Below are 26,023 nucleotides of genomic sequence, written 5' to 3'. Positions count from 1 at the left end.
TATTCCCTCATTCTATACCCTTTCTTCATGTTCATGGGAGTAGACGTTAACTCTGGGCGTGAATATTCGTTCTCATAGTACTTTTCATCTGCAGTGATGATTATCGAGAAGCTATGAAAAGTTAAGATGATGCTTCCGTCGTACTTTTCATAACGAGGAGCTTATTTGGAAGTAGATGAAGAGTTGTAGGAGGTAGTAAATTATGGTGTTAAATGGAATAGATTCTATTTTGAACTATCGTCACTTGTTTGAAGGTAAGCGCGTAGGATTAATTACTGCACCAACAGGTCTTACAAGAGACTTCCGATCGACGATTACTATTTTGCATGAAAACTTTCATCTAACCGCAATGTTTTCTCCAGAGCATGGAGTACGAGGAGATCTTGATGCAGGTGCTTTAGTAGATACGTATATTGATCCCTTTACTAGTGTTCCTGTTTATAGCTTATATCGTAAAGATTCCAAGCGCTTAAGGGCTGAAATGCTAGAGGAAGTAGACATTGTTGTCTATGATATTCAGGATGTTGGTGTACGCTATTATACGTTCATTTATACGATGCTGTACGCTCTAGAGGATTGTGCTAAGGCAAATGTACCATTTGTAGTACTCGATCGCGTTAATCCGCTGAACGGCACGACGGTTGAGGGGAATATTTTGAAGCCTGTATTTAAATCGTTCGTCGGCAATTATGAGCTAGCTGCCAGGTATGGTTTGACGGCAGGAGAAGTAGCGACAATGGCTAATGATCAGATGAATTGGAGTGCTTCGTTGCATATTATTCGTCTAGAGGGTTGGGAGCGCAGGATGTCTTTCCCGCAAACGGGTTTGACATGGGTTCATCCTTCCTTAGGTATGCCTCGCTACGAAACCGCACTATTATATGTAGGAACATGTTTGTTTGAAGGTACCAATTGCTCGGAAGGGCGCGGCACGACATTCCCTTTTGAAATGATCGGTGCTCCTTTTATTCAAGCTCAGCAATTAGCAGATGAGTTGAATGCAAAAAGTCTCGCAGGGGTTCGGTTCCGCCCCGTACATTTTAAGCCAAGTGCATCTAAACATTCAGGCGAACTATGCGGCGGTGTGCAAATATATATTACAGACATAGGCGCAATTAAGCCGCTTGATGTTGGCGTTACGATGATGTTTACAATTAGAGACTTATACGAACAATTTTCATTTTTACCACCTGTAAAAGAAGGATCTCGTCCATTTATTGATTTACTAGGTGGAGATAACATATATCGCACAGAGCATGTCCAAGCAAAAGAGCTACTTGAACGATTTGCAGCAGAAAGCAACCAGTTCGCGCAAATGAAACAGCAATACCATTTATACAAATAGAGGATGGAGTGAGAACTGATGAAAACAATCGAGCAGATGACATTACGTGAAAAGATCGGACAAATGATTGTTACGGGCTTTCCATCGATAGAGATGTCACAAGAGATGCAGGAAGTAATTGAACACTATAAAGTCGGGAATGTCATTCTATTCTCACATAATATTGAAAATAAATTTCAGCTAGGTGAGCTTACAGCGCAATTACAACAATCATTTACGAAACATACTGGTGTTCCTGGCTTTATTACCATTGATCAAGAGGGCGGCAGAGTCACACGGATGCCGAAAGATGCGACCAATGTAGCTGGGGCGATGGCGATTGCCTCATCTGGGAGAACAGAAAATGCTTATGCTGCAGGTCGTATAACAGCTCGAGAGCTTAAAGCGCTTGGAATCAACTTTAACCTTGCGCCTGTCATGGATATTAATAATAATCCACTCAATCCTGTCATTAATGTTAGGTCCTACGGTGATTCTGTAGAAACCGTACGGGAATATGGAATTGCGATGATGAAAGGCTTAATCGACGGTGGAGTGATGTCATCATTGAAGCATTTTCCAGGACATGGCGATACGAATGTAGATTCCCATATTGGGCTACCTACAATTGATAAATCGCTTGAAGAGTTAGAACAGTTAGAGCTAATTCCATTTGTGTCAGCTATTGAGCAAGGGGCTCATGCTATTATGAGTTCTCATATTTTGTTCCCGCAAATTGAAAAGTCTGGTTTGCCTGCTACGATGTCATATGCGATTATTACAGAGATATTAAAAGAAAAACTTGGGTTTAAAGGGTTAGTAGTATCGGATTGCTTAGAGATGGATGCCATTAAGCGCTACTATGGTACGGCACAAGGAGCATTAGGAGCGATTAAAGCAGGCATTGATCTAATTTTCATTAGTCATTCAGTTGAACTAGTGGAAGAAGCTGTTCATCTCATTGAAGAAGCTGTAGTAGCTGGTGATCTAAAAGAAGCAGTTATTGATGCAGCAGTAAACAAGATATTAGCTTATAAATCTCAATATTGCTCGATTGAAGCACCGAATTATAATATTGTAGGCTGTGATGTACACCGTCGTGCCAATGAACTGATGCGTACGGAAACGATATGTGTTGTTAAAGGTGAAATCGAGCAGGTACATGCTAGAGATGAGCAACTATTGTTTGTAGGTTCTTATTCTTATCGCAGTGATATGGCATCAAGTAGTGTCAATAAAGATGCTAACTTCGCTCAATATTTTGGCGAGCATTTTGAAGCTGCATATGAAATAATTGATATTGATCCTAATGAAGTGCAAATCGAAGCAGTCATGAGTAAGATTCAACACTATAAACATGTTGTTATCGGACTATTTAACGGTCGAGAAAATAAAGGACAGCTGGAGCTTGTAAAGCGAATTATTGCTTCAGGATGTAACTTAACCGCAATTACTTTAGGTAGACCTTATGATTTGTCATTGATTGAGGGTCAATTTACTGGAATTGCAGCATTCGAATATTCTGCTAATACTTTCCATTCGCTTATCCCATTATTGAATGGTGAGCAACAGTCCACTGCACAAATAACGATTCAACTGTAGAGCAACAAGATAACAAGGAGAAATGGAACTATGACATATATAGTTGGGATTGATGGTGGTGGAACGAAAACAGCGGTTACGATCGCACATGATGCTGGAGAAATTGCATTATCATTTACCGTTGGACCGATAAATATAAACGGTGGTGATCGAGACCATATTACGGCATCATTTGTAGAAATGTTTGAGCAAATGATAAATTTCTGTGGCTCGCTTGAAAATATTGCACATATTTGTATTGGAGCTGCTGGTATTAGTAACCCACTTGTGAAAAGCTTCCTTGAGCAAAATGTTCGCGATAATGGGTTTTCGGGACAGTTAACGATAACAGGTGATCAAGAAACCGCATTGTATGGTGCACAAAATGCAATGCAGGGGATTATTCTTATTGCAGGTACAGGTTCTATTTGTTTTGGAGTTAACGAGCAAGGAGAGCAGCATCGGACAGGCGGCTTTGGCTATCTCATTGATGATGAAGGCAGCGGTTATAGCATTGGTCGCGATCTACTGTCTACATTAGTGCAGGCTGAGGATGGACGAATATCGGGAACAATCATTCCATCGTTAGTATATGAGCAACTTGGGCTACGTACGGTACAAGAAATTGTTGGCTTTGTTTATGATAAGCAAACGACGAAAAAGGAAATTGCAAATCTAGCACCGCTCTTGACGCTCGCATGTGAACAGGGGGATCAACATGCCCTTGCCCTGGCAGATCGATGTGCCGATTCTTTATTTGAGCTGATCATCCCAGTTATAACTCAATTAGCATTATCTGATACGCCGATTGCGATCGCAGGTAGTGTACTGCACAAATCTTCCTTTGTACGCGAAGCATTACGGAGAAAACTTGTTGAAAGATATCCGTCTGCAAATTTAATATTGCCTATCAAGGATGCTGCATACGGTGCGGTACTGATGGCAATGGCCAAATCGACAAACAAGTAAATTAAATAATTCATTGTCAGATCGCTTTCACTAGCTTATTACTCTAGTAAGTGGATAACATAAAAAGTCAAATTCAAGTGCCAACTTAGGCACTGAATTTGACTTTTTATTATGAGAGCTTAATGATTAGAAGCGATCAGAGAAGTAGAAAGTCGCATTCTGCTTAGGGAATAATGCTTGTAAAATACGAGACTCAGCTCCGTTGGTAGCTTCATCATATCCCCAAATAATATACTTAATTAATTGGAGCTCATCAACGACAAGTGGTATATACGTAGTGTTCGGAACATTTTCTTGAGAAATCGTAAGCTGATGCAGCTTATAATCTAGGTATATATGCTCGTCTCCACTATATAGGTCTAGATGGAGCTCTTGCGCAGCAGTATGCTCATTGCGCTGAAGTCTAGCTTCTAATTCCGGCTGTAGCTTGCTGAAGGTAGAAGTGAAATTGATTTTTTTCCACATTGCTATATCGATCATTTGCTCCGTTGCACCTTGCTCCTTGAAGTAAGCGGTAATGCGGTGATCTTCCGCAAGCATAGAGAAAATTTGCTTTGCATGAGGACGTCGCTGGCATAATGCAAGGAATAAATCTACAGCATTATCCTCGGATTCCTTAAGATAAGCAAATTCATGAATAAAGATACTGTCTTTATCGCTCTTTTCTATAATTCCGTAGGCAACAATACGATTTTCTTTACGGACAAGTAAGCAATCATTATTTTTCCACAAAGGCCATTTTATTAGGTCCTGCCAATATGATTCATCTCGGATGACGGTATAAGTGCGCTCATTATTAAACTGCTCATAGATGGCACGTAAATCATCTAAGTAAGCAGGGTCAAATGGAATAATATCTAAACTAGCATTGCTAGGTACTGTAGTTGGACGTGAGATAGAATACGCTTTTTCAGGGATTACCTTCCAACCAACTTTTTCGTAGAAAGGATGAATAATAGCAAGTAGTAAACTAAGATCATAATCTTCGTTTTTCATCCAATCTGTTTGAGCATTAAGTATTTGATGGGCTAGCCCCATACCGCGAAAGTTTGGATTTGTTCCAACACTACCCATTGCACCAATTTTCAGGCTGGACTTGCCGACGCGAATATGAAGTGGGAAAACTTGTACACTAGAGGCAATTGTGTCATCGACTGTCGCAAACCACGTTGTCTTAGCATCGTATGACGAATCAAAATCCATTCTTTCTTGAAAAAAAGCACGACCTACCGAAAAAACATCACCTAGTATATCGTAAATACGTTCAAGTTGCTCTCTTGTAGGGCTTTGAGAAACGATTATTTCTTGTTTGAATGTCGTCATCTGTCATTTCCTCTCATAATAAATGTCGGTAAGCTCGCTAAAATATGCGATCTTAAGAGTAATTATAATATAATGCAGGCAATATTGTAACAATACTCTTAAAATTTTTACCATAATTATTATATGAATTTTGAAAATTATTTTCTTAATATACAACGTAACTTAATTGTTGAATTCTTTTGGTTTATATCACTTTATATTGTGTAAAATAAAACTATATCAACTAAAGGAGCGAACAATATGCAATCGATCGCAGGAAAAGTGGCGTTAATTACAGGAGCAGGACGTGGCATTGGACGTGCAACGGCAATAGCTTTTGCGCAAGAAGGTGTTCACGTCGGTCTTGTTGGACGTACCCTTGCAAATCTACAACAAGTAGCAGAGGAACTTAAGCAATACGATGTGAAAGTAGCAATAGCTGCGGCAAATGTAGCTGATTTGGACTCAATTACGACAGCGGTTCAGTCCATTAGAGGTGAGCTTGGTGCTATCGATATTTTAGTAAACAATGCAGGTATTTCAAAATTCGGCGGATTCATGGATTTAACACCAGAAGAATGGACAAATATTATCGACGTGAATGTAAAAGGCGTCTACTACACAACACGTGCAGTGTTGCCTGAGATGATGGAGCGTAACACAGGCGATATTATTAATATTTCATCAACAGCTGGTCAAAGAGGAGCACCAATTACTAGTGCTTATACTGCTTCGAAAGCAGCAGTAATCGGACTAAGTGAGTCACTAATGCTTGAAGTTCGTAAGAAAAATATTCGTGTTACAACATTAACCCCAAGTACAGTTGCAACGGATATGGCTGTTGAACTGAACTTAACAGACGGTAATCCAGAAAAAGTAATGCAAGCAGAAGATTTGGCAGACTTAATGGTTGCTCAGCTTAAACTTCATCCACGTGTTCTATTGAAGCATGCTGGCCTTTGGTCGACAAATCCTTAAAGATATGTTTTAGGTAACATAGTTTTCTAATCGGATTTTTAAAAATAGGCTTCCCGTGAGTTCATTAAACTTTTGGGAAGCCTATTTTTGATATGCAGATTGATTACGATGACGGTTAATGGGTGATATGTTGCTTCTGGAATTGTGTAGGTGTAACTCCTGTCCATTTCTTAAACGTATGACTGAAATGTCGTTCATCTTGATAGCCTACCATCCTAGCTACGGCGAAAACTTTCAATTGATTATGCAGAAGTTGCTTTGACTTTTCAATACGAAATTGATGAAGATAATCTAGAAAGTTAGTTCCTAGTTCTTGCTTGAACAATGTACTTAAGTACGTATTGGATACGAATACTTCTTTAGCCACTTGATCTAAAGATAGATTACCTTGATATCGCTCATGAATGAGATCAATGGCTGACTGGACGGTTCGATGCAGCACTTGACGTTCGGATAGAGCTTCAATTAACTGTTGAATCATTTTCTTCAGTAGTACACTGAGCTCGTCTAACGTCTCCGCATAAGGTAGATGTTCGACCCAATTAATGATCTGGTTTTTCCACTCGAAGGAACATGTCGCTTGCTTGGACATAAGCTTTTGCAACTCTAACATAAAGCTACTAATTTTAAGTTGAACTTCATTGCGATCATGATTGGATATGACTCTAAGCTTATCTAGCCATTGCTCGGTAAGATCAAGTGTAGTGGCATACTGTCCATTGCCAATTGTAGCTAGCAGCTCATCTTCGAGCATATTAATTTCAGCATTAACTAAGATAGAATCTTGCTCATTCATTACCGTGTTAGACACTTTGTTATAAATGAAAATAGATCCAACGCCATTGAAGAAGCGTGATTCTAACATTTTCATCGCTTGCTGAAAGGAAATATGAATGTTATCGATATGTTCGACCTCATCGCCGACTCCGATGCTAATCGATAATTGAAGATATTGTTGGATATTTTCTTGAAGCTTACGTAGTTGCTCGATCAATATGTCATTATTCATTGCGGGATGAAGATTGGCGCACCAGACCATATGACCCTTATAAGCAAAATACTCCAACTTTCCTAGATACAGTTCCTCTAATGTTTCGGCTAGTATATTCATAATTGCATATTGAAGTGTATCTTTGTCCTGCGCTGAATACTTAGCATCCATTAACTGATGATCCATTTGAATTGTACCTACGTGGAGATGAGTAGGTTGAAGTTTTATTTCGAGCTCTTTCACTGTAAGTATTCTATTTTCATAGCCAACTTGCCTTTGATCAATCCATTGCGTTAACTTTTGCTGCTTAGCTAATGTACGGTTTTTTGACCAAGTTAGCTGAAGTTGTTGCAAGGTCTGATCCTGTGATTGTTGTTCTTCCCATTGCAGCTTGGCAGCAAGTACAGCACTTAACAGTTCTTCAGGTCGACATGGCTTAAGTACATAATCAACTACTCCGAGTAATATTCCTTTTCTAGCATAGTTAAAATCGTTGTAGCCAGAAAGTATGACTGGTATAAAATTGTAGCCCTTGGAGCGTGCTTGTTCGATTAACTCTAATCCATCGAGTTGTGGCATACGAATATCGGTTAATAATAGATCTGGCTGATGAAGCGGGAAAAGTTCAAGAGCTTCAAGTCCGTTAGCTGCAGAAGCACAAATATCAATACGATGCGCTTGCCAATCAATCATTTGGAGTATACCTTCACGGATAATTTCTTCGTCTTCAACAATCATAAGTTTAACCATATTGTATTCCTCCTTCACTGATCGGAAAAGTCATGGATACAAGCGTACCTTTACCCTCCGTACTAGTAATATGAAATAAGATATCTGAACCATAAATAATAATTAATCGTTCTTTCACATTGGTTAAAGCAAAGTAGGCAGAAGACTGCTGATCACGATGTAGATTAGAGTGCTGACGAAGTGCTTGATTAATCTGGTGCAGTCTTTCTTGTTGAATGCCAACGCCATTGTCCATTACTTCAATACTCAGTTGTTGAGCGCTATATTGTATCGTAACTTGTATGAATCCATGCTCATGAAGTGGTTCTATACCATGAATAACAGCATTTTCTATCAATGGTTGAAGCAATAACTTCGGTACATGTAAGGCAAGTGCTTCATCAGGTACATGAATTTCGAAATGAAGACGGTCTTTGAATCGTTGCTTCTGTAAGTATAAATAGCTGCGAATAAGCTCAAGTTCCTCTTCAAGTGTAATAAAATCTCGCCCTTCACTGAGACTAAGCCGGAATAGATTAGAGAGCGAATAGACAAGCTCGGAGATATCTTTCTGTCCTCGTTGTTGAGCTGTCCAGCATATCATATCTAGTGTATTGTATAGAAAATGAGGATGAATTTGAGCTTGCAACGTTTTCAGTTCAGCATTTCGTTGTTTTAATTGCATGGCGTATACTTCATCAATCAAATCTTTAATACGAATAACCATGTTATTGTAACCTTCACCTAAGCGTCCTATCTCATCTTGTCCTGAGAAATCGACGCGCTGACTAAAGTCTCCATTCTGTAGTCTCCGCATCGAGCGGAGTAACTTCTTAAGTGGGTTAGTTATGAGTGAGGAAGCGATCCAAGTAATAATCAAACTAACAACAAAACAGGCAACCATTATTAAAATAGTAATGGTTTGAATCTGTTTTAACTCAGTTAAGAGTTGCTGCTTCTCTTGCACAACGAGTACATGCCAACCGGTTAAGTTAGAGGAGCTATGACTAACAATCCACTGCTTGTTATCAATATGAGTAAGTTTTTCATTGTGTAATAAGGCTTCATATCCATCAATGAAAGGTAGTTCAGTAGCATTTTTATGTTGCCACTCTTGGTTGGATGCACTTAATATTAATCCGTTCTGATCAATGACATAGATTTGATTGTCTTTTCCGACCGTTTTCATATATTGCTCTCTTAGCTTTGATTCATTAAAGCCGAGTAGAACAATACCTTTGGGATCCAATGTACTACTATCTTTAACGACTTTGGATAATACAATTTTGGTCTGACGATCTCCATCAAATACGGTTTCGTGTGCGCGCATAAGTGCCCATACAGGTTTGCCATCCGCTTTAAGCGTTTGTTGATAAAGGCTAGAGCTAGCAAATCGTTCAAAAGGGATAGCGCTTGCAATTCCAGCATGGTTGATAGCAAATGGCTGCTGATGGTTATTAGGATCTAACGTATACAGAATGACAGATTGCATAGAATGGCGAGTAACCATCAAGGTAGATAGCGAAGAGAAGAGATCCTTTCTAACAACAGGGTCATTCTCAGTTGCTAGCAATTGCTGCGTATGCATGGAAAGAAATAAGTAATTAGAAAAGTCTATCGCGTCCTGGGCAATATAATCAAATTGATCTAAACTTGTTTTGGCAAGATTATATTGTGCTTGACCTACATTGTTTAGTACAAGCTTTGATGCAATGTAATAGGAGAATCCGCCAGTAATAGCAATCGTGACAAGGAAAAAAGGGGCAATCCATAGGAACAGTTTCCAGCGCATTGGATAGGGACGGTTGATCTTGATTTTGGATTGTGACATAGCTAGAATACACCCCTTGTTATTGTGACTATATAGATTAGATGTTTGTTAGTTAAGTATAGCAAATTTCCATTAATTGAAAACCATACTAGGCAGTGAACCTGAAAAATCATAGTAGTCATCTAAAATTTCATACATGTTTTTCGCAGCAATTTCACTTTAACATTAATGACAGACACGAAGGAAATATACTTAAAATAATATTTCATGAAAGGTTGGGGGAAGAATGAGAAACAAAAGAATGAATTGGGCGATGTTACTGCTAGTATGTACGATGTTATTTTTAGCTGCATGTAGTAATAACGGAGGAAATAGTACGAATAACGGAGATAAGAACGCTACTCCTACTCCTACACCTGCGGAAGGCACAACAAAGGATCCAGAACCAGAACAGATTACGCTTAAGTTCTTTACGGCACTTGCAGATCGTGCGAATGGTCTAGGTAAAGTTGAGCAGGATATTATTGATCAGTATATGGTAGATTTTCCAAACGTGAAAATTGAAGTAGAAGCATTACAAGATGAACCATATAAGGCAAAAGTAAAAGTATATTCATCTACGAACGATCTACCTGACATTATGCAAGTATGGGGACAACCGTCATTTATTCAACCATTACTTGATAACAACTTACTTGTAAGCTTAGATGAGGCAGACTTTAAAGATTTAGATTTTGTAGAGGGTTCTTTTGACGGTTTCGCTAAAGACGGCAAAATCTATGGCGTACCTCGTGGAGCAGACTATCTAGTTCTTTATTATAACAAGAAGATGTTTGCTGATAATGGCCTGACTGCACCAACTACAATTGAAGAGTTAAATAATGTTATTGCTACTTTCCGTGGTAAAAATGTTAATCCAATTGCGATTAATGGTATGGATGGTTGGACGTTACCAATCTGGTTTGACTATGTTCTTCAACGTCAAACAGGAACATTTGACACAATGGATATGGCTCTTCGTGGTGAAAAGGCATTTACGGATGAAGAGTTTGTTAAAGGCGCACAAGCAATGCAACAATTTGCACAAGCAAAAGGTTTTGCAGATGGCTTCTTAACAGCTGATTATGGTGCTGCTCGTAACCTATTTGGTCAAGAACAATCAGCTATGTATCTAATGGGTAACTGGGAAGCAAGTTTAGCTACAGATGAGAATTTCTCTGAAGACTTCCGTAACAATGTAGCTGCTGTTCCTTATCCAGCAAGTGATGTAGCTCCATCTTCTAATTTAGCTTCATGGTATGGCGGTGGATACTCTATTGCTGAAAATTCTAAACATAAAGAAGAAGCAGCGAAATTCCTTAACTATATGTTCCAACCTGATCGTTGGGCGAAAATGATATGGGAAGCGGATGCAGGAACACCTGCTCAAAAGTTTGAACAATTCCTAACTGGCAATGAAACAGCACTACAAAAAGAACTAGTGAACATTTTCAATACTGCAACTTCTAGCAGTGGTACTCCAATTCATGACTCTGCTACTGATGAGTTTAAGCAGACGGTTATGGACGCGCATCAAAGCTTATTAGTAGGTAAAATGACACCAGAACAATTTGCACAAACGCTTGAGGATGCTGCAAGTAAAACAAGATAATGTAGTAGAAATAGAGAAATGTGAAATAGAAGCAGTGAGAGCTTAGCTCTCCTGCTTCTCTTCAAATCAGGGAGACTGGAGGAGAGAAGTATGCATCAAGTATTGAGCAATAAAAGAACGATATTTCTATTGGTAGTACCTGGATTTTTATTTTTCCTATTTATGGTTTGTATACCTATAGCAATGAGTGTCTATTACGGTATGACTGATTGGCGGGGGATTGGCGCCTATCAAATGGTTGGTTTTGATAACTTTATCAATATATTAACACACGATAAAGTATTCTGGAGATCTCTTTGGAATGCCGTACTATTAGTTATAGCAACAGTCGCTTTGCAACATCCTATCGCTATTTTATTTGCGATTCTGCTAACACATATGGGGAAGTGGGAAAAACTTTTCAGAGTACTTTTCTTTATCCCAGCAGTTATCTCGATTGTTGTAACATCGAAGTTATGGAGTGCAATTTATCATCCTAATTTTGGACTATTGAATAAAGTACTTGAATCTATTGGACTTGCATCTTGGAAGCAAGAATGGTTAGGTAATCCCGATATTGCAATCTGGTCATTGATTATAACGATCATGTGGCAAGGTTTTGGTTATGCGCTGTTACTTTATTATGCAGGATTACAAGGTATTCCTGAAGATTTATATGAGGCGGCTAAGCTAGATGGAGCCAACCACGTTCAACTTTATATGAAAATAATCATTCCATTACTTGCTCCGATGATGAGAGTTGCCATTATCCTTGCTGTAATTACTTGTTTGAAGCAGATGGAAACCGTCTTCTTAATGACCAATGGTGGTCCAGGTGAAAGTACACAGTTTCTAGGTAATTACGTGTATAAAGCAGCATTTTCTTCCTCATTGTACGGATATGGTAATGCAATTTCAGTTCTCTTTGTTATCTTCTGCTTAATATTGACGGTAATAATGAATAAGTTTCTCAAAAAAGATGTGGGCGAATTTTAAGGGGGGAATTTAGATGGAAACAACAATGCAACGAGGGAGTAAGATCATATTATTTGTTGTCATGTCAGCAATTGCGTTAATACAGATTTTCCCTTTAATTTGGCTTATAAACTTCTCATTTTTGAAAAGTGGAGACTTCTTTGGATCATCTTTTCTGAAGTGGCCAGAAGCCTTTCAGTGGAAAAACTATGCTGATGCATTTCAATATGGACGAGTACCGACGTATTTCATGAATAGTATGTTTGTTACGTTAACGACCGTTATTATTTCAGCAGTTTTAGCTTTAATGATGAGTTATGCATTTACTAGAATGAACTGGAAGTTAAAAGTACCTACAATGAATTTCATTATGTTAGGTATGATCATTCCCATTCATGCGACGCTACTTCCGAACTTCATCATGTTCAATAAATTAAATATGCTTGATCACTTATTTACATTAATTATTCCGTACATTGCGTTCTCAATTCCAATCAGTATGTTTATTATGTCAGGCTTTCTAGAAACGATCCCTAGAGTTATCGAGGAATCAGCGGTTATTGATGGTGCTGGAGTATTTACTATTTTATTCCGTATCATTTTACCAATGACTAAGCCTGCAATAGCTACTGTCTGCGTATTGAACTTCATAACATGGTGGAATGAATTTATAATGGCCAATACTTTTCTTGTATCCGAGGAGTTAAAGACGTTACCGTTCTCAATTATGAAGTTTACTGGCCAATATTCCTCCAACTATGGTGCACAATTCGCAGTTATGACTTGTATCGCAATTCCATCTATTCTATTCTATCTATTGTTCACAGAGCAATTAACGAAGGGTATAACAGCTGGAGCAGTGAAAGGCTAGTTTCCTAACAGAAATTATCCGTATAGTAGAGTGAGTTTCATATGAGTAATGTATTCCCGAAAAAGTAGTAGGCTACATGCCGGCATTATATGTAAAGAGACATGTTAGAGGAAACTCTAACATGTCTCTTTTTTTTCATGATATAAGTTATGCATGAAACACGAAAAAAATTTTCAGTTATTACGAAAACTATTTTCTAGTAAGTGGATTTTTAAAATTAGGTAGAAACGTACGGTGTCATGAAGGGAAATAGTGAAAGTTTAATTTTCCTTATAAAATAAGGCGGTTACAATAATATTATATGAGAACATTATGTTTTTACTTATTGTAAACTGTTCGAATCATCTTGAAAATATTTCTCTTACTTGGTATATTAGTTATGAAAATAATTTTCGTTAGTGAAGGAGCGTGAAACCATTGTTGGTATCCATAGAGCATCATAACCAATATGTAATCGGCATTGATATTGGTGGAACTAAGATTCTTACAGCTCTTGTAGATAAATCAGGAAGCATAATACATCAGGTCGAGTTTCCTACGCTGCCTGAGAATGGCTCAGATGATGTTATTCGGAGAATTCATGAGGCGGTTCAAGTGTTAATTGATCGTATTCCAGAGTTAGGACGATTAATTGGTATTGGTGTAATATCAGCAGGGGTTATCGATTCGGAAAAAATGAGTATTGTTTATTCAGCTAATCTAGGGTGGAAAGATGTTGAGATTGGAGCCATCCTTGAAAAAAGTTTTCAAGTACCAGTTATGTTAGGCAATGACGCTAATCTAGCTGCGTTAGCCGAATATGTCTGGGGTACGCGCAAAGAAATTAAAGATTTAATATATATTACGATCAGTACAGGTATAGGTGCAGGTATTGTTAGTGGTGGACAATTAGTGAAAGGCGTATCAGACAGTGCAGGAGAATTTGGACATATATCGGTTGATTCGATGGGTCCAAAATGTCGCTGTGGAAACTACGGATGTCTTGAAAACTATTGTTCCGGAACGGCAATTGCGAATATTGCAAATACAAAGTTAGCGTTAAGATCAAGCGGAGCATGGACAAGCAAAGATGTTTTTGATGCTGCGAGAGATGGAAACAATGATGCTATTGAAATTATTAGAATAGCAGGTTTTCACTTAGGAAATGCCATAATAACACTTGTTCATCTATTTAATCCAGCTCAAATTATTATGGGTGGAGGCGTTATGAGTGGCGAAAGTATGCTACTTCAAGAAGCGGAGAAAATCATTGAAGAACGCTGCTTGCCAGATATGCGAAAGCAATTAGTCATTAGACGTACACAGCTAGGCAAAGAGATAGGTGTACTTGGGGCAGCAGGATTGTTCTTTATGAATGATACGAATAGTTAAATAAGGAGGCGTTATTTTGAGCTTAATGCAAGCATTAAGGGAAAGTGGAGACCACTTATCCCCGCAAGAAAAAAATCTAGTTAATTTTTTTCTTGCGCAGCCAAGAGAGGCCGTTCAAATGTCTATTACGGAACTAGCCAAGCTATCAGGAAGTAGTACGTCAACGATTTCAAGATTTTGTAGATTGTTTCACGCTGAAAACTTTACAGAATTTAAAGTTAAGCTGGCGATGGAACTTTCTGAGGAGCCGACAACAAGTACGTATCAAGATATTGTTGCAGGACAGTCTTTAGATCATATCGTTAATGCCATTACAGCCAATCATATTCGCTCGGTTTCAGATACTGCGAAGCTGCTTGATTATAGTAAGCTTCGTGAAGCGATCGATGTATTACATCAAGCGAAACGGATCGATATTTATGGTGTTGCTACCTCCGGTGTCGTTGCTGAAGATTTTTATCAGAAGCTCATTCGTATCGGTAAAGCTGCAGCAGTTTTTGCAGATCCACATATGCAGCAAACATCAGCAGCATCACTTGGCGAAGGAGATGTAGCGATCGGATTCTCTTACTCGGGTGAAACGCCTGAAACGATTGAAGCGCTTATTAGTGCTTCTGAGCAAGGCGCAACGACAATTTCGGTAACGAAATATGGTGCGAATACACTCTCTAATATTGCTGAGATTAGTCTGTTCATCTCATCTTCCGAAGCGGGAATGCGCCGGGGTGATATGGCTTCTCGTATGGCGCAACTTCATCTAGTCGACATTCTATTTGTTGGTCTAGTAAGTGAGTACTTTGATATATATGTACCTCGATTAGAACGTTCTTATCAGAATGTGAAACGATTTATTGATAAAAAGGGAGGATATTAATAATGAATATCTTAACATTTGATACGGAAGAACAGCTGAATGAAGCTGGTGCTGGTGTCCTATCAGGAATGGTACAGATGAATCCATCAGCAATACTTGGATTAGCAACTGGAGGTACTCCTATTGGTATATATGAACAATTGGTGCAAACGTATAAGCGAGGACTAGTGAGTTTTAATAAAGTAACTACGTTTAATCTTGATGAATATGTAGGTATTACTCCTGAACATCATCAAAGTTATAGTTATTATATGAGACAGCACTTATTCAATCAAGTAGATATTAATATTGAGCAAGCCTATGTACCTTGTGGTACCGCTACTGATCTTGAAGAAGAATGTGTTCGTTATGACCGTTTGATCGAGAATACAGGACAAATAGATATTCAATTGCTTGGGCTTGGGCACAATGGGCATATTGGTTTCAATGAGCCTTCTCATGCATTGCTTAGTGGGACACATATTGTTGAACTTGCTGAAGCGACGAAAACGGCTAATGCTCGTTATTTCTCTGCTGAGGAAGAAGTGCCGCAAAAGGCTATTACTATGGGTGTAGGTATGATTCTGAAAGCTAAAAATATACTACTTGTTGTTAAGGGTGAGGACAAAGCGGAAATTGTGAAACGTGCGCTTACTGGCCCAATTAGTACGAATTGCCCTGCATCCTTACTTCAGACGCATCCGCATCTTACAGTACTTTTAGATCGCGCTGCTGGGAGTCTACTATAATGGATAATTCAAAACAGTTGCTCATAACCAACGCAAATATTGTTTTGCCTGATCGTTTAATAGAAGATGGTTGGATATATAGTAGTAATGGTCAAGTTACCGCCTATGGTGCTTCCGATGAATCTTATGAACAATTTGAAGAAGACGCGCAAAAGATTGATGGAAGCGGTGGTTATGTATTACCCGGATTTATCGATATTCACGTACATGGTGGCGCCAATCATGATTTCATGATTGCCAAAGCGGAAGAGCTCGATACGATTACTCGTTTTCATATGGAAAATGGAACTACGACGATGTTAGCAACTACAGTTACTGCATCACGTGAAGAGTTAACGGAAGTGATTGACACCGTTGCTCAGTATGAACGTAAGCCAATGCCATATGCTCAGCTTATTGGTGTTCATCTGGAAGGTCCGTATGTCAATCCGAAGTGGAAAGGTGCGCAAAATGAAAATTTCATGGTAGCACCGCAGTTAGAATGGCTTAATGAGTGGGTTCAGAAATATCCAGGCGTAGTAAAAATGCAAACGTTAGCTCCTGAGCTAGAGGGTGCTGCGCAATATATTCGTGCATTGCAAGATCACGGTATTGTTGCAGCTTGTGGCCATACAGATGCACTATTTGAAGAAATAATGCAAGCAGTTGAGCATGGCTTAACGCATGCGGTCCATACGTTCAATGCTATGCGAGCACTTCATCATAGAGAGCCAGGCACAGTGGGTGCTGTAATGCTCAATGATAACATCACAGCTGAAGTAATTGCTGACGGTCATCATGTTCATCCAGCAGCAATAAAGCTTCTACTGCAAGCTAAAGGTGCAGATCTAGTTGTACTCGTTACCGATGCTATGTCAGCAGCGGGCATGCCTGATGGTGAATATGTACTTGGTGTGTTACCTGTCATCGTTGAAGGTGGAACTGCTCGCTTGAAGGAAGGCGGTAGCTTGGCAGGAAGCACACTTACGATGATTAAAGGCTTCCAATATCTCATTCAAGAGGCTGGTGTATCGATCGTCGAGGCAAGTCGTATCGCAAGTCTTAACCCCGCTCGTGTTATTGGAATATCGAAGCAATACGGTAGCCTTGAAGTAGGAAAACGTGCCGATCTTCTTCTATTAGATAAAGAACTGTCAATTACTTCTGTCTTTATTGCGGGAGAGCAAACGCTATAGCTTATCAGTGGTAGTTCAAAAAGTGGACTTTGATAACGATGAGTATGCTAACGCAGCTTATTCGACGTCGAATATGAAGCGAACTTGGGAAGTGCGGTACGCATGTACCAATAACGTACATTTACGTTTCCTCTTTCCGCAAGTAGCGCTCCATCTTCTTGGTTCTGAAAGCCCTCTTTTTGAACCTCTATTGGAAGAAGTAGTTCAAAAAGTGGACTTTAATAACGATGAATATGCTAACGCAGCATATTCGACGTGGAATATGAAGAACTTCAACTTGAACTATAAGTGAATTATTGTAATATATTAATAAGGAAAACCAATCTTGTTGTTGTGCATAAGCTCACTTCCAGAAGATAAGGTTTTCCTTTTTTTATTAACTCTACTGCAAGCGCTTAATCTAATATTTGGAGGAATGTAGATGAAGAAGCTAAATATCGGTCTTATTGGTGCAGGATCTATTTCCACGATTCATTTGGATGCTTATCGTAACAACGAGTATGCAACTATTTATGCTATTTGTGATTTGAATGAAGAGCGAGCTCGTAGTCGTGCAGCAGAGTATGGAGCCGTGAAAGTGTATACCGATTATAATGATTTGCTTTCTGATCCAGAGATCGATGCAGTAGATATTTGCACATGGAATAATTATCACGCGGCAATTAGTGTCGCTGCACTAAAGGCAGGTAAGCATGTCCACGTTGAGAAGCCGCTATGTAAAACAGTAGAGGAAGCATTAGCCATTGAAGAAGCCGTTCATGTGACAGGAAAGGTATTGCAGGTTGGTTTCGTACGCAGACATAACCGCAATGTAACCTTCCTTAAGCAAATGATTGATGCTGGAGAGTTAGGCCAAATATACTATGCGAAGGCTTCAATTTTACGTAGACTTGGTAATCCAGGTGGCTGGTTTTCAGATAAGGAGCGCTCAGGCGGAGGACCGCTAATTGATCTAGGTGTGCATGTGATAGATCTATGTTGGTACTTGATGGGTAAACCTAAGCCTGTAAGCGTAAGTGGAAATACATATCGTAAGCTTGGCAATCGATCTAATGTGCAGCAACTTTCCTTCTATAAAGCCCAAGACTATAATGCAGAGCATAACGATGTTGAGGATATGGCGAATGCGCTTATTCGTTTTGAGAATGGAGCATCACTCTATGTTGATGTAAGCTTTACGCTACATGCGAAGCAGGATCGTTCGAGTGTTGCCGTGTATGGAGACAAAGGCGGGGCTGAGGTTGAGCCCGAGCTTGCCATTGTAACAGAAAAAAACAATGTAATATTCAATATAGAGCCGCAGGTAGATCATCGTGGTTTCGATGTAGAGGACTCTTTCCAGAGGGAAATTGATCAGTTTATACTATGCTGTAATAATGAAGCGTGCACGATTAGTCCGGTTGAGGATGGTGTAGCGCTCATGAAAATGTTATGTGGCATCTATGAATCTGCTGCTACGGGCGTAGAGGTGAAACTATGAAATTAGGGATTAGCTCATACAGTTTGTATCAAGCGTTTACTGCTGGTGAGATGACCGTACCAGATATGATAGATTTTGCAGCTAGTATTGGTGCGGAGCATATCGAAATTGTTCCGCTCGGCTTTAATCTATCACAAGATAAACAGCTTCTAGCTGATATTAAGAGCAGAGCGCAACAATGTAGAGTTGAGCTTTCTAATTATGCGATCGGCGCTAATTTTGCTGATCTAGATCAGCAAGCATTAGAACATGAAATAGAGCGAGTGAAAAAAGAGGTAGATATTGCTGCTGAGTTAGGTATTAAACGTATGAGGCATGATGTAGCTAGTTCAGCTGACCGATCGATTTCTAATTTCTTGAAGCAACTCCCGCAGTTAACCTATGCCTGTCAACAAATTGCGGATTACGCCCAAAGCTACGGCATTACAACGAGTGTTGAAAACCACGGTTACTTCGTGCAGCACAGTGATCGAGTGCAGAGTCTTGTTGAGCAAGTTAATCGTGAAAACTTCCGAACTACACTTGATATTGGAAACTTTTTATGTGTGGATGAAGCCGTTCATAGTGGAGTAAGCAATAATCTATCATTTGCTTCCATTGTTCATTTTAAAGATTTTTATTATCGTCAAGCGAGTTATTTGGGCGGCGAGGGCTGGTTTCAAACTTCTCACGGTAATTGGCTAAGAGGAGCAATTGTTGGACATGGCGACATTGATATCGTAAATGTAATCTCTTATATGAAACGTGCTGGATACGATGGGCATGTTACGATTGAATTTGAAGGAATGGAACCATGTAAACAAGGCACAAAGCTAGGTTTCGACTACGTACGTAAGTTATGGCATAGTTTGTAATCGAACTAAAGTAAGATGAAAGGTGGCGTAATCAATGCAAATTCCGAAACTAATGAACAAGATTGGTGTAATTGTAGATAGCTACAATGTTGGGGTAAAGGAAGGACTGCTAAAGGCAAAGCAGGCTGGTGCAGATGGCGTTCAAATATATGCTGTAAAGGGTGAGTTTGCTCCCGAACAATTGACGGTGAATAATCGTAAACAATGGAAATCATATATTCAGTCGCTAGAATTGGACATATCTGCATTAGTCGGTGACTTAGGTGGTCATGGATTTAAGGATGTTGCGGAAAATGGTTGGAAAATAGAAAAATCTAAGCGGATAATGGAACTTGCGCTTGAGTTAGGTACGAACATCGTCACCACTCATATTGGTATCGTTCCTTCAAATGAAAATGATAAAGGTTATGAAGCGATGCACAAAGCATGTGAAGAACTTAGTCTTTTTGCAGAGAGTATGAATGCACATTTTGCAATTGAGACAGGTCCAGAAACAGCAGCTCATCTAAGAAGCTTTCTAGATAGCTTAGGAACAAAGGGAGTAGCTGTTAACTTTGATCCAGCTAATATGGTGATGGTAACCGGTGATGATCCTGTTCAAGGCGTCTATACATTGAAGGACTATATTGTCCATACTCATGCTAAAGATGGAATAAAGCTAGCACATATTGATCCGCGTGATGTATATGGCGATATAGATTATGCAGCTGGACTTGATCATGAGAAGATGGCTGAGCTAGTTGAAAAGGGGCCAGCTTTCCGTGAGGTGCCGCTAGGCGAAGGTGGAGTTGATTGGCCAGCGTACTTAACTGCATTACATGAAATCGGTTATGCGGGATATTTAACGATCGAGCGTGAAGTGGGCATTCAGCCTGAGGTAGATATTCAGCTAGCAGTTAATTTTTTGAAAAGGTTAAAGGGATAGTGTAGTAGGAGCTGACCTCTTTTTTTACAGGTAACCTAGAAAACATATTCGAGCTATTAAACTCAATAAAAGAGACTTTCCATTAGTTCCTTGAACTGTTGGGAAGTCTCTTATTTTGTCTATATTAAAACCTTGAGCTAATTATGAAACAGTTGCCTATATTCCTGTGCTATAGTAGGAATCGGGATATTCTATTAAAGTTTTGTAAAATCGAAGAATATTACCCCTTAAAAAATGGAAATGTGGTTCTTATGCATTATATTTAGGCTTGTTATAATCAACTTGTAAGCGTGAACAAGAAAGACTAACAAATAATTGGGAGGTCAAGAAATGAAGAAAATGTTAATGACTGTAATTATGTTTGTCCTTGTATCAACGACTGTACTAGCTGGGTGTGGTAACAACGGAGGTAATAACAAACCGGCTGGAACGAACAATGCCAATGAAGCAACTCCGACTCCAACTCCTACTGCTGAAGCAGTGAAAGCAAAGCCGTTTACAGTATCCCTTCGTCACATTCAAATCGGGGAAGCTCAAAAGTTCCGTAAAGCAATTTTGGATGATGTTGTAGCAAAGACAGAAGCAGAAGTAGAAGGTTTAACTTTTGAATTAGATGCCGTTGAAGATAGTGTAAACCGTTTCACAAAATTACCTGCTGAGATGGCTGCTGGTAACCCGCCAAAAATCTTTGACTTATTCGGTGGTGCAGGTGATGCATTGAAATATGGTGCTGCTGGTCGTTTGCTTGACTTGGCACCGATTATTACAGAACTAGGTTTAGATGGAAGTTTCTTGAATCTAGATCAATTTACACAAGATGGTAAAGTGTACGGTTTACCTATCGGTGGTAACACAGAAGGTTTCTACTACAATGAAGAGTTATTCGCAACACTTGGAATTGCTCAGCCAACTACGTTTGAAGAGCTAGAAAAAGCTGCTCAAACATTAAAAGATAACGGTTACACACCTTTCGCAATGGGATCTAAAGGTGCTTGGGTACCGGCGATGCTTATTAATACTTTAATTGGTCGTTATGCTGGTCCTGAAGCTATTTCTGGATTCCCTGCAGGTACTGCTAAATTCAACTCTCCTGAAGTTGTTGCAGCATACACGAAATACGCAGAGTGGGTAGATAAAGGATACTTCACAAAAGGTGAACTAGGCTTTGAATATGCTGACATGCTTAACGAGTTTGTAACTGGAAAAGCTGGAATGATGTTTGATGGTAGCTGGAGATCTTCTGTATTCAGCGATGAAGCGCAAGCCGGAGCTCTTACAAACAAATTTGGATTCTTCTCAATGCCTGCAGTACCTGGTGGCGTTGGCGATCAAACATTCGTTAACGGTAACTACAGTAATGGTTATGGTTTCTCAGCTGACTTAACTGAGCAAGAGCTAGTTGCTGTTAAAGCGTTCATTAAAAACTTGTATAGTGAAGAAATGCAACTTAGAGGTTTACTAGAAGATGGATTACTTCCTTCTATTAAATTATCTGCTGATGCTACTAGTAAAGTTGAAGATAAAATCGTGAAACAAGTAATCAATATTATGGGTGCATCAGGCGGAGCGTTCTCTCACTTCGATTCAACTGTTCCATCTGCAGTATACAAAGAATCAGAAGATCTACTTCTTAAATTGATTGCAGGTAAAGAAACTCCTCAATCTGTAGGTGACAAGATTCAAGCTGTTCAAGACGCACAATAATTAAAGAGGTAACTCAAATTATCCGCTTGTGATCACGATGTCTAGCGTTGAAGCATATTCGACTGCGAAGATAAAACGAACTTGGAAAGTACGGTTCGCGTGTACCAATAACGTACACTTGCGCTTCCGCCTTTCTCAAGTAGCGTTCCATCTACTTGATGCTGACAAACGAACAATTTGACCTTTATTACAAATAATTAAAAGGGGAGTGCCGCCAGTTGAATAGGCAGCACTCCCCGTATACTTTAACGAGAAGAGAGGTTAGCTACATGAAGCATCCGTTACGTAATCCTTTCGTTTATCTAGTCATGATTATACCTACGCTAATATTATATAGCTTGTTCTTTATATATCCGATGTTATCGTCTTCATATTATGCTTTCACAGATTGGAACGGACTAGATAATTATGCATTTATCGGATTTGATAACTTTATAAAAGTATTTTCAGATTCAGATTTTATTGCTGCTATTAAAAATAATATGTACTTCATCCTCTTCTCAGTGGGTATCCAAGTACCATTAATTATATTCTTTGCTTTATTAATCGCAAACGTGAAAAGATTCCAACGTTTGTATAAGACTACCGTATTTATTCCTTCCATTCTATCTACTTCAGTTATAGGTATTTTGTGGGGATTTGTTCTTCATCCTAATATTGGTCCAGTAAACAAGTTTTTAGAATTATTTGGGGTTGAGTCTATTTTTTGGTTAGCAGATGAGAAATGGGCTTTACCTGCTATTCTAGTCGTTAACGCATGGCAATGGGTAGGGTTTTATATCGTCTTAGTATTAGCTGCAATTTTGGCTCTGCCGAAAGAAATGAATGAAGCAGCGCAAATTGATGGAGCAACTGGGTTCCAACGTGCTTGGTATTTAACGGTACCATTGATTAAACCTATTATTTCCGTAGTTGTTATGCTATCAATTGCTGGAGCAATGCGTGTCGTAGATATCGTTCTAGTTATGACTAATGGCGGACCTGTAGGATCGACTGAAGTAATGGCATCCTATTTGGTTAATGAAGCAATGGGTGTAAATCCTAGTTATGGTCTGGGAACAGCCATTTCACTTATTATTTTTGCCTTTGCCCTTGTATTAACAGCGATATACCAACTAACATTTGGAAAAACAAAGGAGTGAGAATAAAACAATGAAAACACTTAAAAAAGCTTCACCTCATGTTCTTCTTCTAATCTATGTTGCTGTTATTTTATTTCCGTTTGTCTTTGTTGTATTCTCTTCCTTGAAACAAAGTAATCTAGAAATTGCTAATAATCCGTTTGGATTTCCAACTTCGCTTTATTTTCAAAATTATGTAGATGCTTGGGTAAAAGCGAAAATTAATGTATATTTCTTTAATAGTGCATATTTAGCAACGACTTCTGCTTTGGCTGGTGTATTGCTTTCAGCAGCTACAGCCTATGCATTAGTAAGAATGAGATATTTGAAAGTTAGCAAAATAATATATCAATTTGTATTGATAGGAATGTTAATACCTGGTAACGTTCTATTTATAGCTCAATATCTTTTAGTAATGAAGATGGGTATTTTGAATACACATTGGGCATTGTTCTTACCTTATACAGCTGGAGCATTGCCAGTAAGTGTTTTGTTAATTGCAGCATTTATGAGATCGATACCGAATGAGCTTGAAGAAGCTGCAGTTGTAGATGGCTTAGGTTCGTTTAAGTTATTTTATAAAATAATATTACCGCTTACATTACCTGCATTAGTTACTGTATTTATTGTGAATTTCCTTGGTTCATGGAATGAGTATTTATTGGCAAACTTCTTTATTAGTAAGGATGCACTAAAAACATTGCCAACAGGTATGGTTGGATTCCGTGATTCATTCCAAACGAATTATGCATTAATTTGTACAGGAATTGTATTCAGTGTAACACCTGTTCTAATTCTCTATGCTTTCTTGCAAGAGAAAATTATTGAAGGTGTTTCTGCAGGTGCTGTGAAGGGGTAATGAGGGGATTGTGAATCTGCATGTCGCTTCAACGGAAATTGATTACAGCTTTTGTATGTTTGATTATCGTACCTTTACTTGTCCTTGGCACTATTGCATATCAAATTATCTCTAATATGACGGAGAGTCGTTATTCTGATCAGACAGAGTTGACGCTTCGTGCCCTACTTCGTAATGTGGAGCAGGTATTCAATGAGATGAATAAGGTTACCGATAGCACAATTGCTAGTGATGCAATTCAAGAAGCGTTGCTGAATTTGCAAAATTCAGAAATCGATGAAATTAATTATTTGGAGTTAAATGAAATACAACGTAATTTTCGGGAGTTGCTCGTCAACCATCCTTCGGTTCGATATGCTTTTATGTACACGCTGCAACAAGAGAATGTGCATAAATTATTTTCAAAAGACAGCTTTGCCCCACTTCCTTTCGAAACGTTTAAGGAGCTGGAAATCTATCAAAAGGTTATTGCAAGAGATGGACTTCCAGTATGGATTGGTCCATATGAGCATGTGGAGCTCACAGGTAATGAACAAGTTTTCACGCTTGCGCGTGTCGTTAAAGATATCGACACATTAGCCAATAAAGGAATATTACTTGTTCAGATTCATAATTCTGATTTGGAATCTATATTTCGGTATTTTCGCTACAAAGAGGAATATACCAACTATATGATTGTTAATGATGCCGGGCTTATTCTTTACGATAGTAATGGAGAATTGGAACGACAATCGCTAGATGAATTAATGCCTGCCCAGGACTGGGGTGCAGAGTATGATAGTGGACGTGTTTCTTTTCGTGGTATGGATTCCGTAGTATCAGCTATTCATTTTGGAAGCTCTGAGAATTGGCGACTCGTCGCAGTTACACCTTGGAATGTTATTGGGGGCGAATTTACATGGATAGGGCTAATTATTGCTGCATCCATCGGTGTATGTATGATATTCGCTTGTCTTTTCATTCTAATCTTTATTCAAAGAATTTCGAAAGCTATTGTTGAAACTGCGCATGTGATGCGAGAAGTTGAACGTGGTAATTTGCATGCACGTGTTGTCGTTCGAGGCAATGATGAAATTGGATTGTTGACGCGAGGATTTAATCGATTACTTTATCGAATGGATGAGTTAATTGAAGAGGTTAAAGAGCAGCATGAACGTAAACGAGCAGCCGAAATGGCAGTACTGCAGGCGCAAATTAAGCCACATTTCCTATTTAATACGCTTGAATCAATCAATATATTAGCGATTCAAAATCAAGGTAAAAAAGTAAGTCAAATGGTTTCTAAGCTTGGAAACATTTTGCGAATTAGTATTCAACAGCAGGAAGAGATTACGATTGAACAAGAACTTGCACATGTGCGTAGTTATTTAGATATTCAAAGTTATCGATTTGAAGATTTGTTTGAATATGAAATTATTGTCGATGAAAGATTACTTAACCTTATGACGTTAAAGTTATCCCTGCAGCCATTAGTTGAGAATAGCATTCAACATGGCTTCGAAGGCATTGAATATTTAGGAACAATACGAATAGAGATCACAGATAGTGAAGACAATCTTTATTTTAGAATTCGAGACAATGGACATGGAATTCCTGCCGAACAATTGAGTAAAATCCATTATATGTCTAATGATGTGAATGCCTTTGTAAACACACCACAGTTAGGTGAGCGTAGAGGCATAGGGGTTAGTAATGTAGCAGATCGTATTCGTATGCGATTCGGTGAGCCATATGGTCTGATGATTTGTAGTGCACCAGGTCATGGTACGATTATTCAAATGACAATTCCAAAATGAAAGGATGGGGGGAGT

Annotated in this window: 21 protein-coding genes; 18 read left to right on the top strand and 3 right to left on the bottom strand. The window is 38.9% G+C overall.

From position 1 onward, the window contains the following. Nucleotides 1-202 precede the first annotated feature (202 nt). From NV377_RS07720 to NV377_RS07710, 3 genes are read left to right on the top strand one after another with little or no spacing between them, the layout of a single operon-like run. The gene (locus NV377_RS07720; RefSeq protein WP_258200621.1) at nucleotides 203-1,345 is read left to right on the top strand and encodes an exo-beta-N-acetylmuramidase NamZ family protein; all 1,143 of its coding nucleotides are present in this window, start codon (nucleotides 203-205) and stop codon (nucleotides 1,343-1,345) included. An 18-nt stretch (nucleotides 1,346-1,363) separates the two neighbouring features. Further along, entirely contained in the window at nucleotides 1,364-2,926 is a 1,563-nt protein-coding gene (gene nagZ / locus NV377_RS07715; protein WP_258200620.1) for a beta-N-acetylhexosaminidase, read from the top strand. A gap of 30 nt (nucleotides 2,927-2,956) precedes the next feature. Next, entirely contained in the window at nucleotides 2,957-3,874 is a 918-nt protein-coding gene (locus NV377_RS07710) for an N-acetylglucosamine kinase (protein ID WP_258200619.1), read from the top strand. Between the two features lie 126 nt (nucleotides 3,875-4,000). Here the strand turns inward: NV377_RS07710 and NV377_RS07705 are convergent, their stop codons facing one another. Next, nucleotides 4,001-5,197, bottom strand: a complete 1,197-nt coding sequence (locus NV377_RS07705; protein WP_258200618.1) for a GNAT family N-acetyltransferase — start codon at nucleotides 5,195-5,197, stop codon at nucleotides 4,001-4,003. 240 nt (nucleotides 5,198-5,437) lie between these two features. On the opposite strand from NV377_RS07705, the gene NV377_RS07700 reads away from it, so the two are divergent. Beyond that, the gene (locus NV377_RS07700) at nucleotides 5,438-6,154 is read left to right on the top strand and encodes a 3-ketoacyl-ACP reductase (protein WP_258200617.1); all 717 of its coding nucleotides are present in this window, start codon (nucleotides 5,438-5,440) and stop codon (nucleotides 6,152-6,154) included. A 115-nt stretch (nucleotides 6,155-6,269) separates the two neighbouring features. On the opposite strand, the gene NV377_RS07695 is transcribed toward NV377_RS07700, so the two are convergent. Together NV377_RS07695 and NV377_RS07690 are read right to left on the bottom strand one after the other, a co-directional pair. Further along, nucleotides 6,270-7,895 carry a response regulator gene (locus NV377_RS07695; protein ID WP_258200616.1) on the bottom strand — a complete coding sequence of 542 codons (1,626 nt, stop codon included), beginning with the start codon at nucleotides 7,893-7,895 and terminating at the stop codon, nucleotides 6,270-6,272. After that, nucleotides 7,888-9,705: a cache domain-containing sensor histidine kinase gene (locus tag NV377_RS07690; RefSeq protein ID WP_258200615.1), complete on the bottom strand. Its 1,818-nt coding sequence runs from the start codon at nucleotides 9,703-9,705 to the stop codon at nucleotides 7,888-7,890. Before NV377_RS07690 ends, NV377_RS07695 begins: the two co-directional genes overlap by 8 nt. A 226-nt stretch (nucleotides 9,706-9,931) precedes the next feature. On the opposite strand from NV377_RS07690, the gene NV377_RS07685 reads away from it, so the two are divergent. The 14 genes from NV377_RS07685 to NV377_RS07620 all read left to right on the top strand — a co-directional run bounded on the left by NV377_RS07685 (nucleotide 9,932) and on the right by NV377_RS07620 (nucleotide 26,008). After that, nucleotides 9,932-11,296, top strand: a complete 1,365-nt coding sequence (locus NV377_RS07685; RefSeq protein WP_258200614.1) for an extracellular solute-binding protein — start codon at nucleotides 9,932-9,934, stop codon at nucleotides 11,294-11,296. A 90-nt stretch (nucleotides 11,297-11,386) separates the two neighbouring features. Further along, nucleotides 11,387-12,271 carry a carbohydrate ABC transporter permease gene (locus tag NV377_RS07680; protein ID WP_258200613.1) on the top strand — a complete coding sequence of 295 codons (885 nt, stop codon included), beginning with the start codon at nucleotides 11,387-11,389 and terminating at the stop codon, nucleotides 12,269-12,271. 13 nt (nucleotides 12,272-12,284) lie between these two features. Then, entirely contained in the window at nucleotides 12,285-13,121 is an 837-nt protein-coding gene (locus tag NV377_RS07675) for a carbohydrate ABC transporter permease (RefSeq protein WP_258200612.1), read from the top strand. Between the two features lie 417 nt (nucleotides 13,122-13,538). After that, nucleotides 13,539-14,492 carry an ROK family protein gene (locus NV377_RS07670; RefSeq protein WP_258200611.1) on the top strand — a complete coding sequence of 318 codons (954 nt, stop codon included), beginning with the start codon at nucleotides 13,539-13,541 and terminating at the stop codon, nucleotides 14,490-14,492. A 13-nt stretch (nucleotides 14,493-14,505) separates the two neighbouring features. Further along, a complete protein-coding gene (locus NV377_RS07665; RefSeq protein ID WP_258201149.1) occupies nucleotides 14,506-15,366 on the top strand; it encodes a MurR/RpiR family transcriptional regulator in 861 nt (286 codons plus the stop codon). A 2-nt stretch (nucleotides 15,367-15,368) separates the two neighbouring features. Then, nucleotides 15,369-16,094, top strand: a complete 726-nt coding sequence (gene nagB, locus NV377_RS07660; RefSeq protein ID WP_258200610.1) for a glucosamine-6-phosphate deaminase — start codon at nucleotides 15,369-15,371, stop codon at nucleotides 16,092-16,094. Beyond that, nucleotides 16,094-17,269, top strand: a complete 1,176-nt coding sequence (gene nagA / locus NV377_RS07655) for an N-acetylglucosamine-6-phosphate deacetylase (RefSeq protein WP_258200609.1) — start codon at nucleotides 16,094-16,096, stop codon at nucleotides 17,267-17,269. The genes nagB and nagA overlap by 1 nt, the downstream gene beginning before the upstream one ends. 421 nt (nucleotides 17,270-17,690) lie before the next feature. Then, on the top strand, nucleotides 17,691-18,749 hold the full coding sequence (locus tag NV377_RS07650) for a Gfo/Idh/MocA family protein (protein WP_258200608.1): 1,059 nt from the start codon (nucleotides 17,691-17,693) through the stop codon (nucleotides 18,747-18,749). Continuing rightward, the gene (locus NV377_RS07645; protein ID WP_258200607.1) at nucleotides 18,746-19,603 is read left to right on the top strand and encodes a sugar phosphate isomerase/epimerase family protein; all 858 of its coding nucleotides are present in this window, start codon (nucleotides 18,746-18,748) and stop codon (nucleotides 19,601-19,603) included. The genes NV377_RS07650 and NV377_RS07645 overlap by 4 nt, the downstream gene beginning before the upstream one ends. 34 nt (nucleotides 19,604-19,637) lie before the next feature. Next, complete coding sequence (locus NV377_RS07640) at nucleotides 19,638-20,528, top strand: sugar phosphate isomerase/epimerase family protein (protein WP_258200606.1); 891 nt, start codon at nucleotides 19,638-19,640, stop codon at nucleotides 20,526-20,528. Between the two features lie 330 nt (nucleotides 20,529-20,858). Next, entirely contained in the window at nucleotides 20,859-22,232 is a 1,374-nt protein-coding gene (locus NV377_RS07635) for an ABC transporter substrate-binding protein (RefSeq protein ID WP_258200605.1), read from the top strand. Between the two features lie 269 nt (nucleotides 22,233-22,501). Beyond that, nucleotides 22,502-23,374 carry a carbohydrate ABC transporter permease gene (locus NV377_RS07630; RefSeq protein WP_258200604.1) on the top strand — a complete coding sequence of 291 codons (873 nt, stop codon included), beginning with the start codon at nucleotides 22,502-22,504 and terminating at the stop codon, nucleotides 23,372-23,374. A 10-nt stretch (nucleotides 23,375-23,384) separates the two neighbouring features. Next, complete coding sequence (locus NV377_RS07625) at nucleotides 23,385-24,212, top strand: carbohydrate ABC transporter permease (protein ID WP_258200603.1); 828 nt, start codon at nucleotides 23,385-23,387, stop codon at nucleotides 24,210-24,212. A gap of 20 nt (nucleotides 24,213-24,232) precedes the next feature. Continuing rightward, a complete protein-coding gene (locus NV377_RS07620; protein ID WP_258200602.1) occupies nucleotides 24,233-26,008 on the top strand; it encodes a cache domain-containing sensor histidine kinase in 1,776 nt (591 codons plus the stop codon). Nucleotides 26,009-26,023 lie beyond the last annotated feature (15 nt).

It is taken from the genome of Paenibacillus endoradicis (assembly GCF_024721975.1).
Note: the sequence above shows the minus strand (reverse complement) of the source record. Positions and strands in the feature narration are given on the sequence as shown.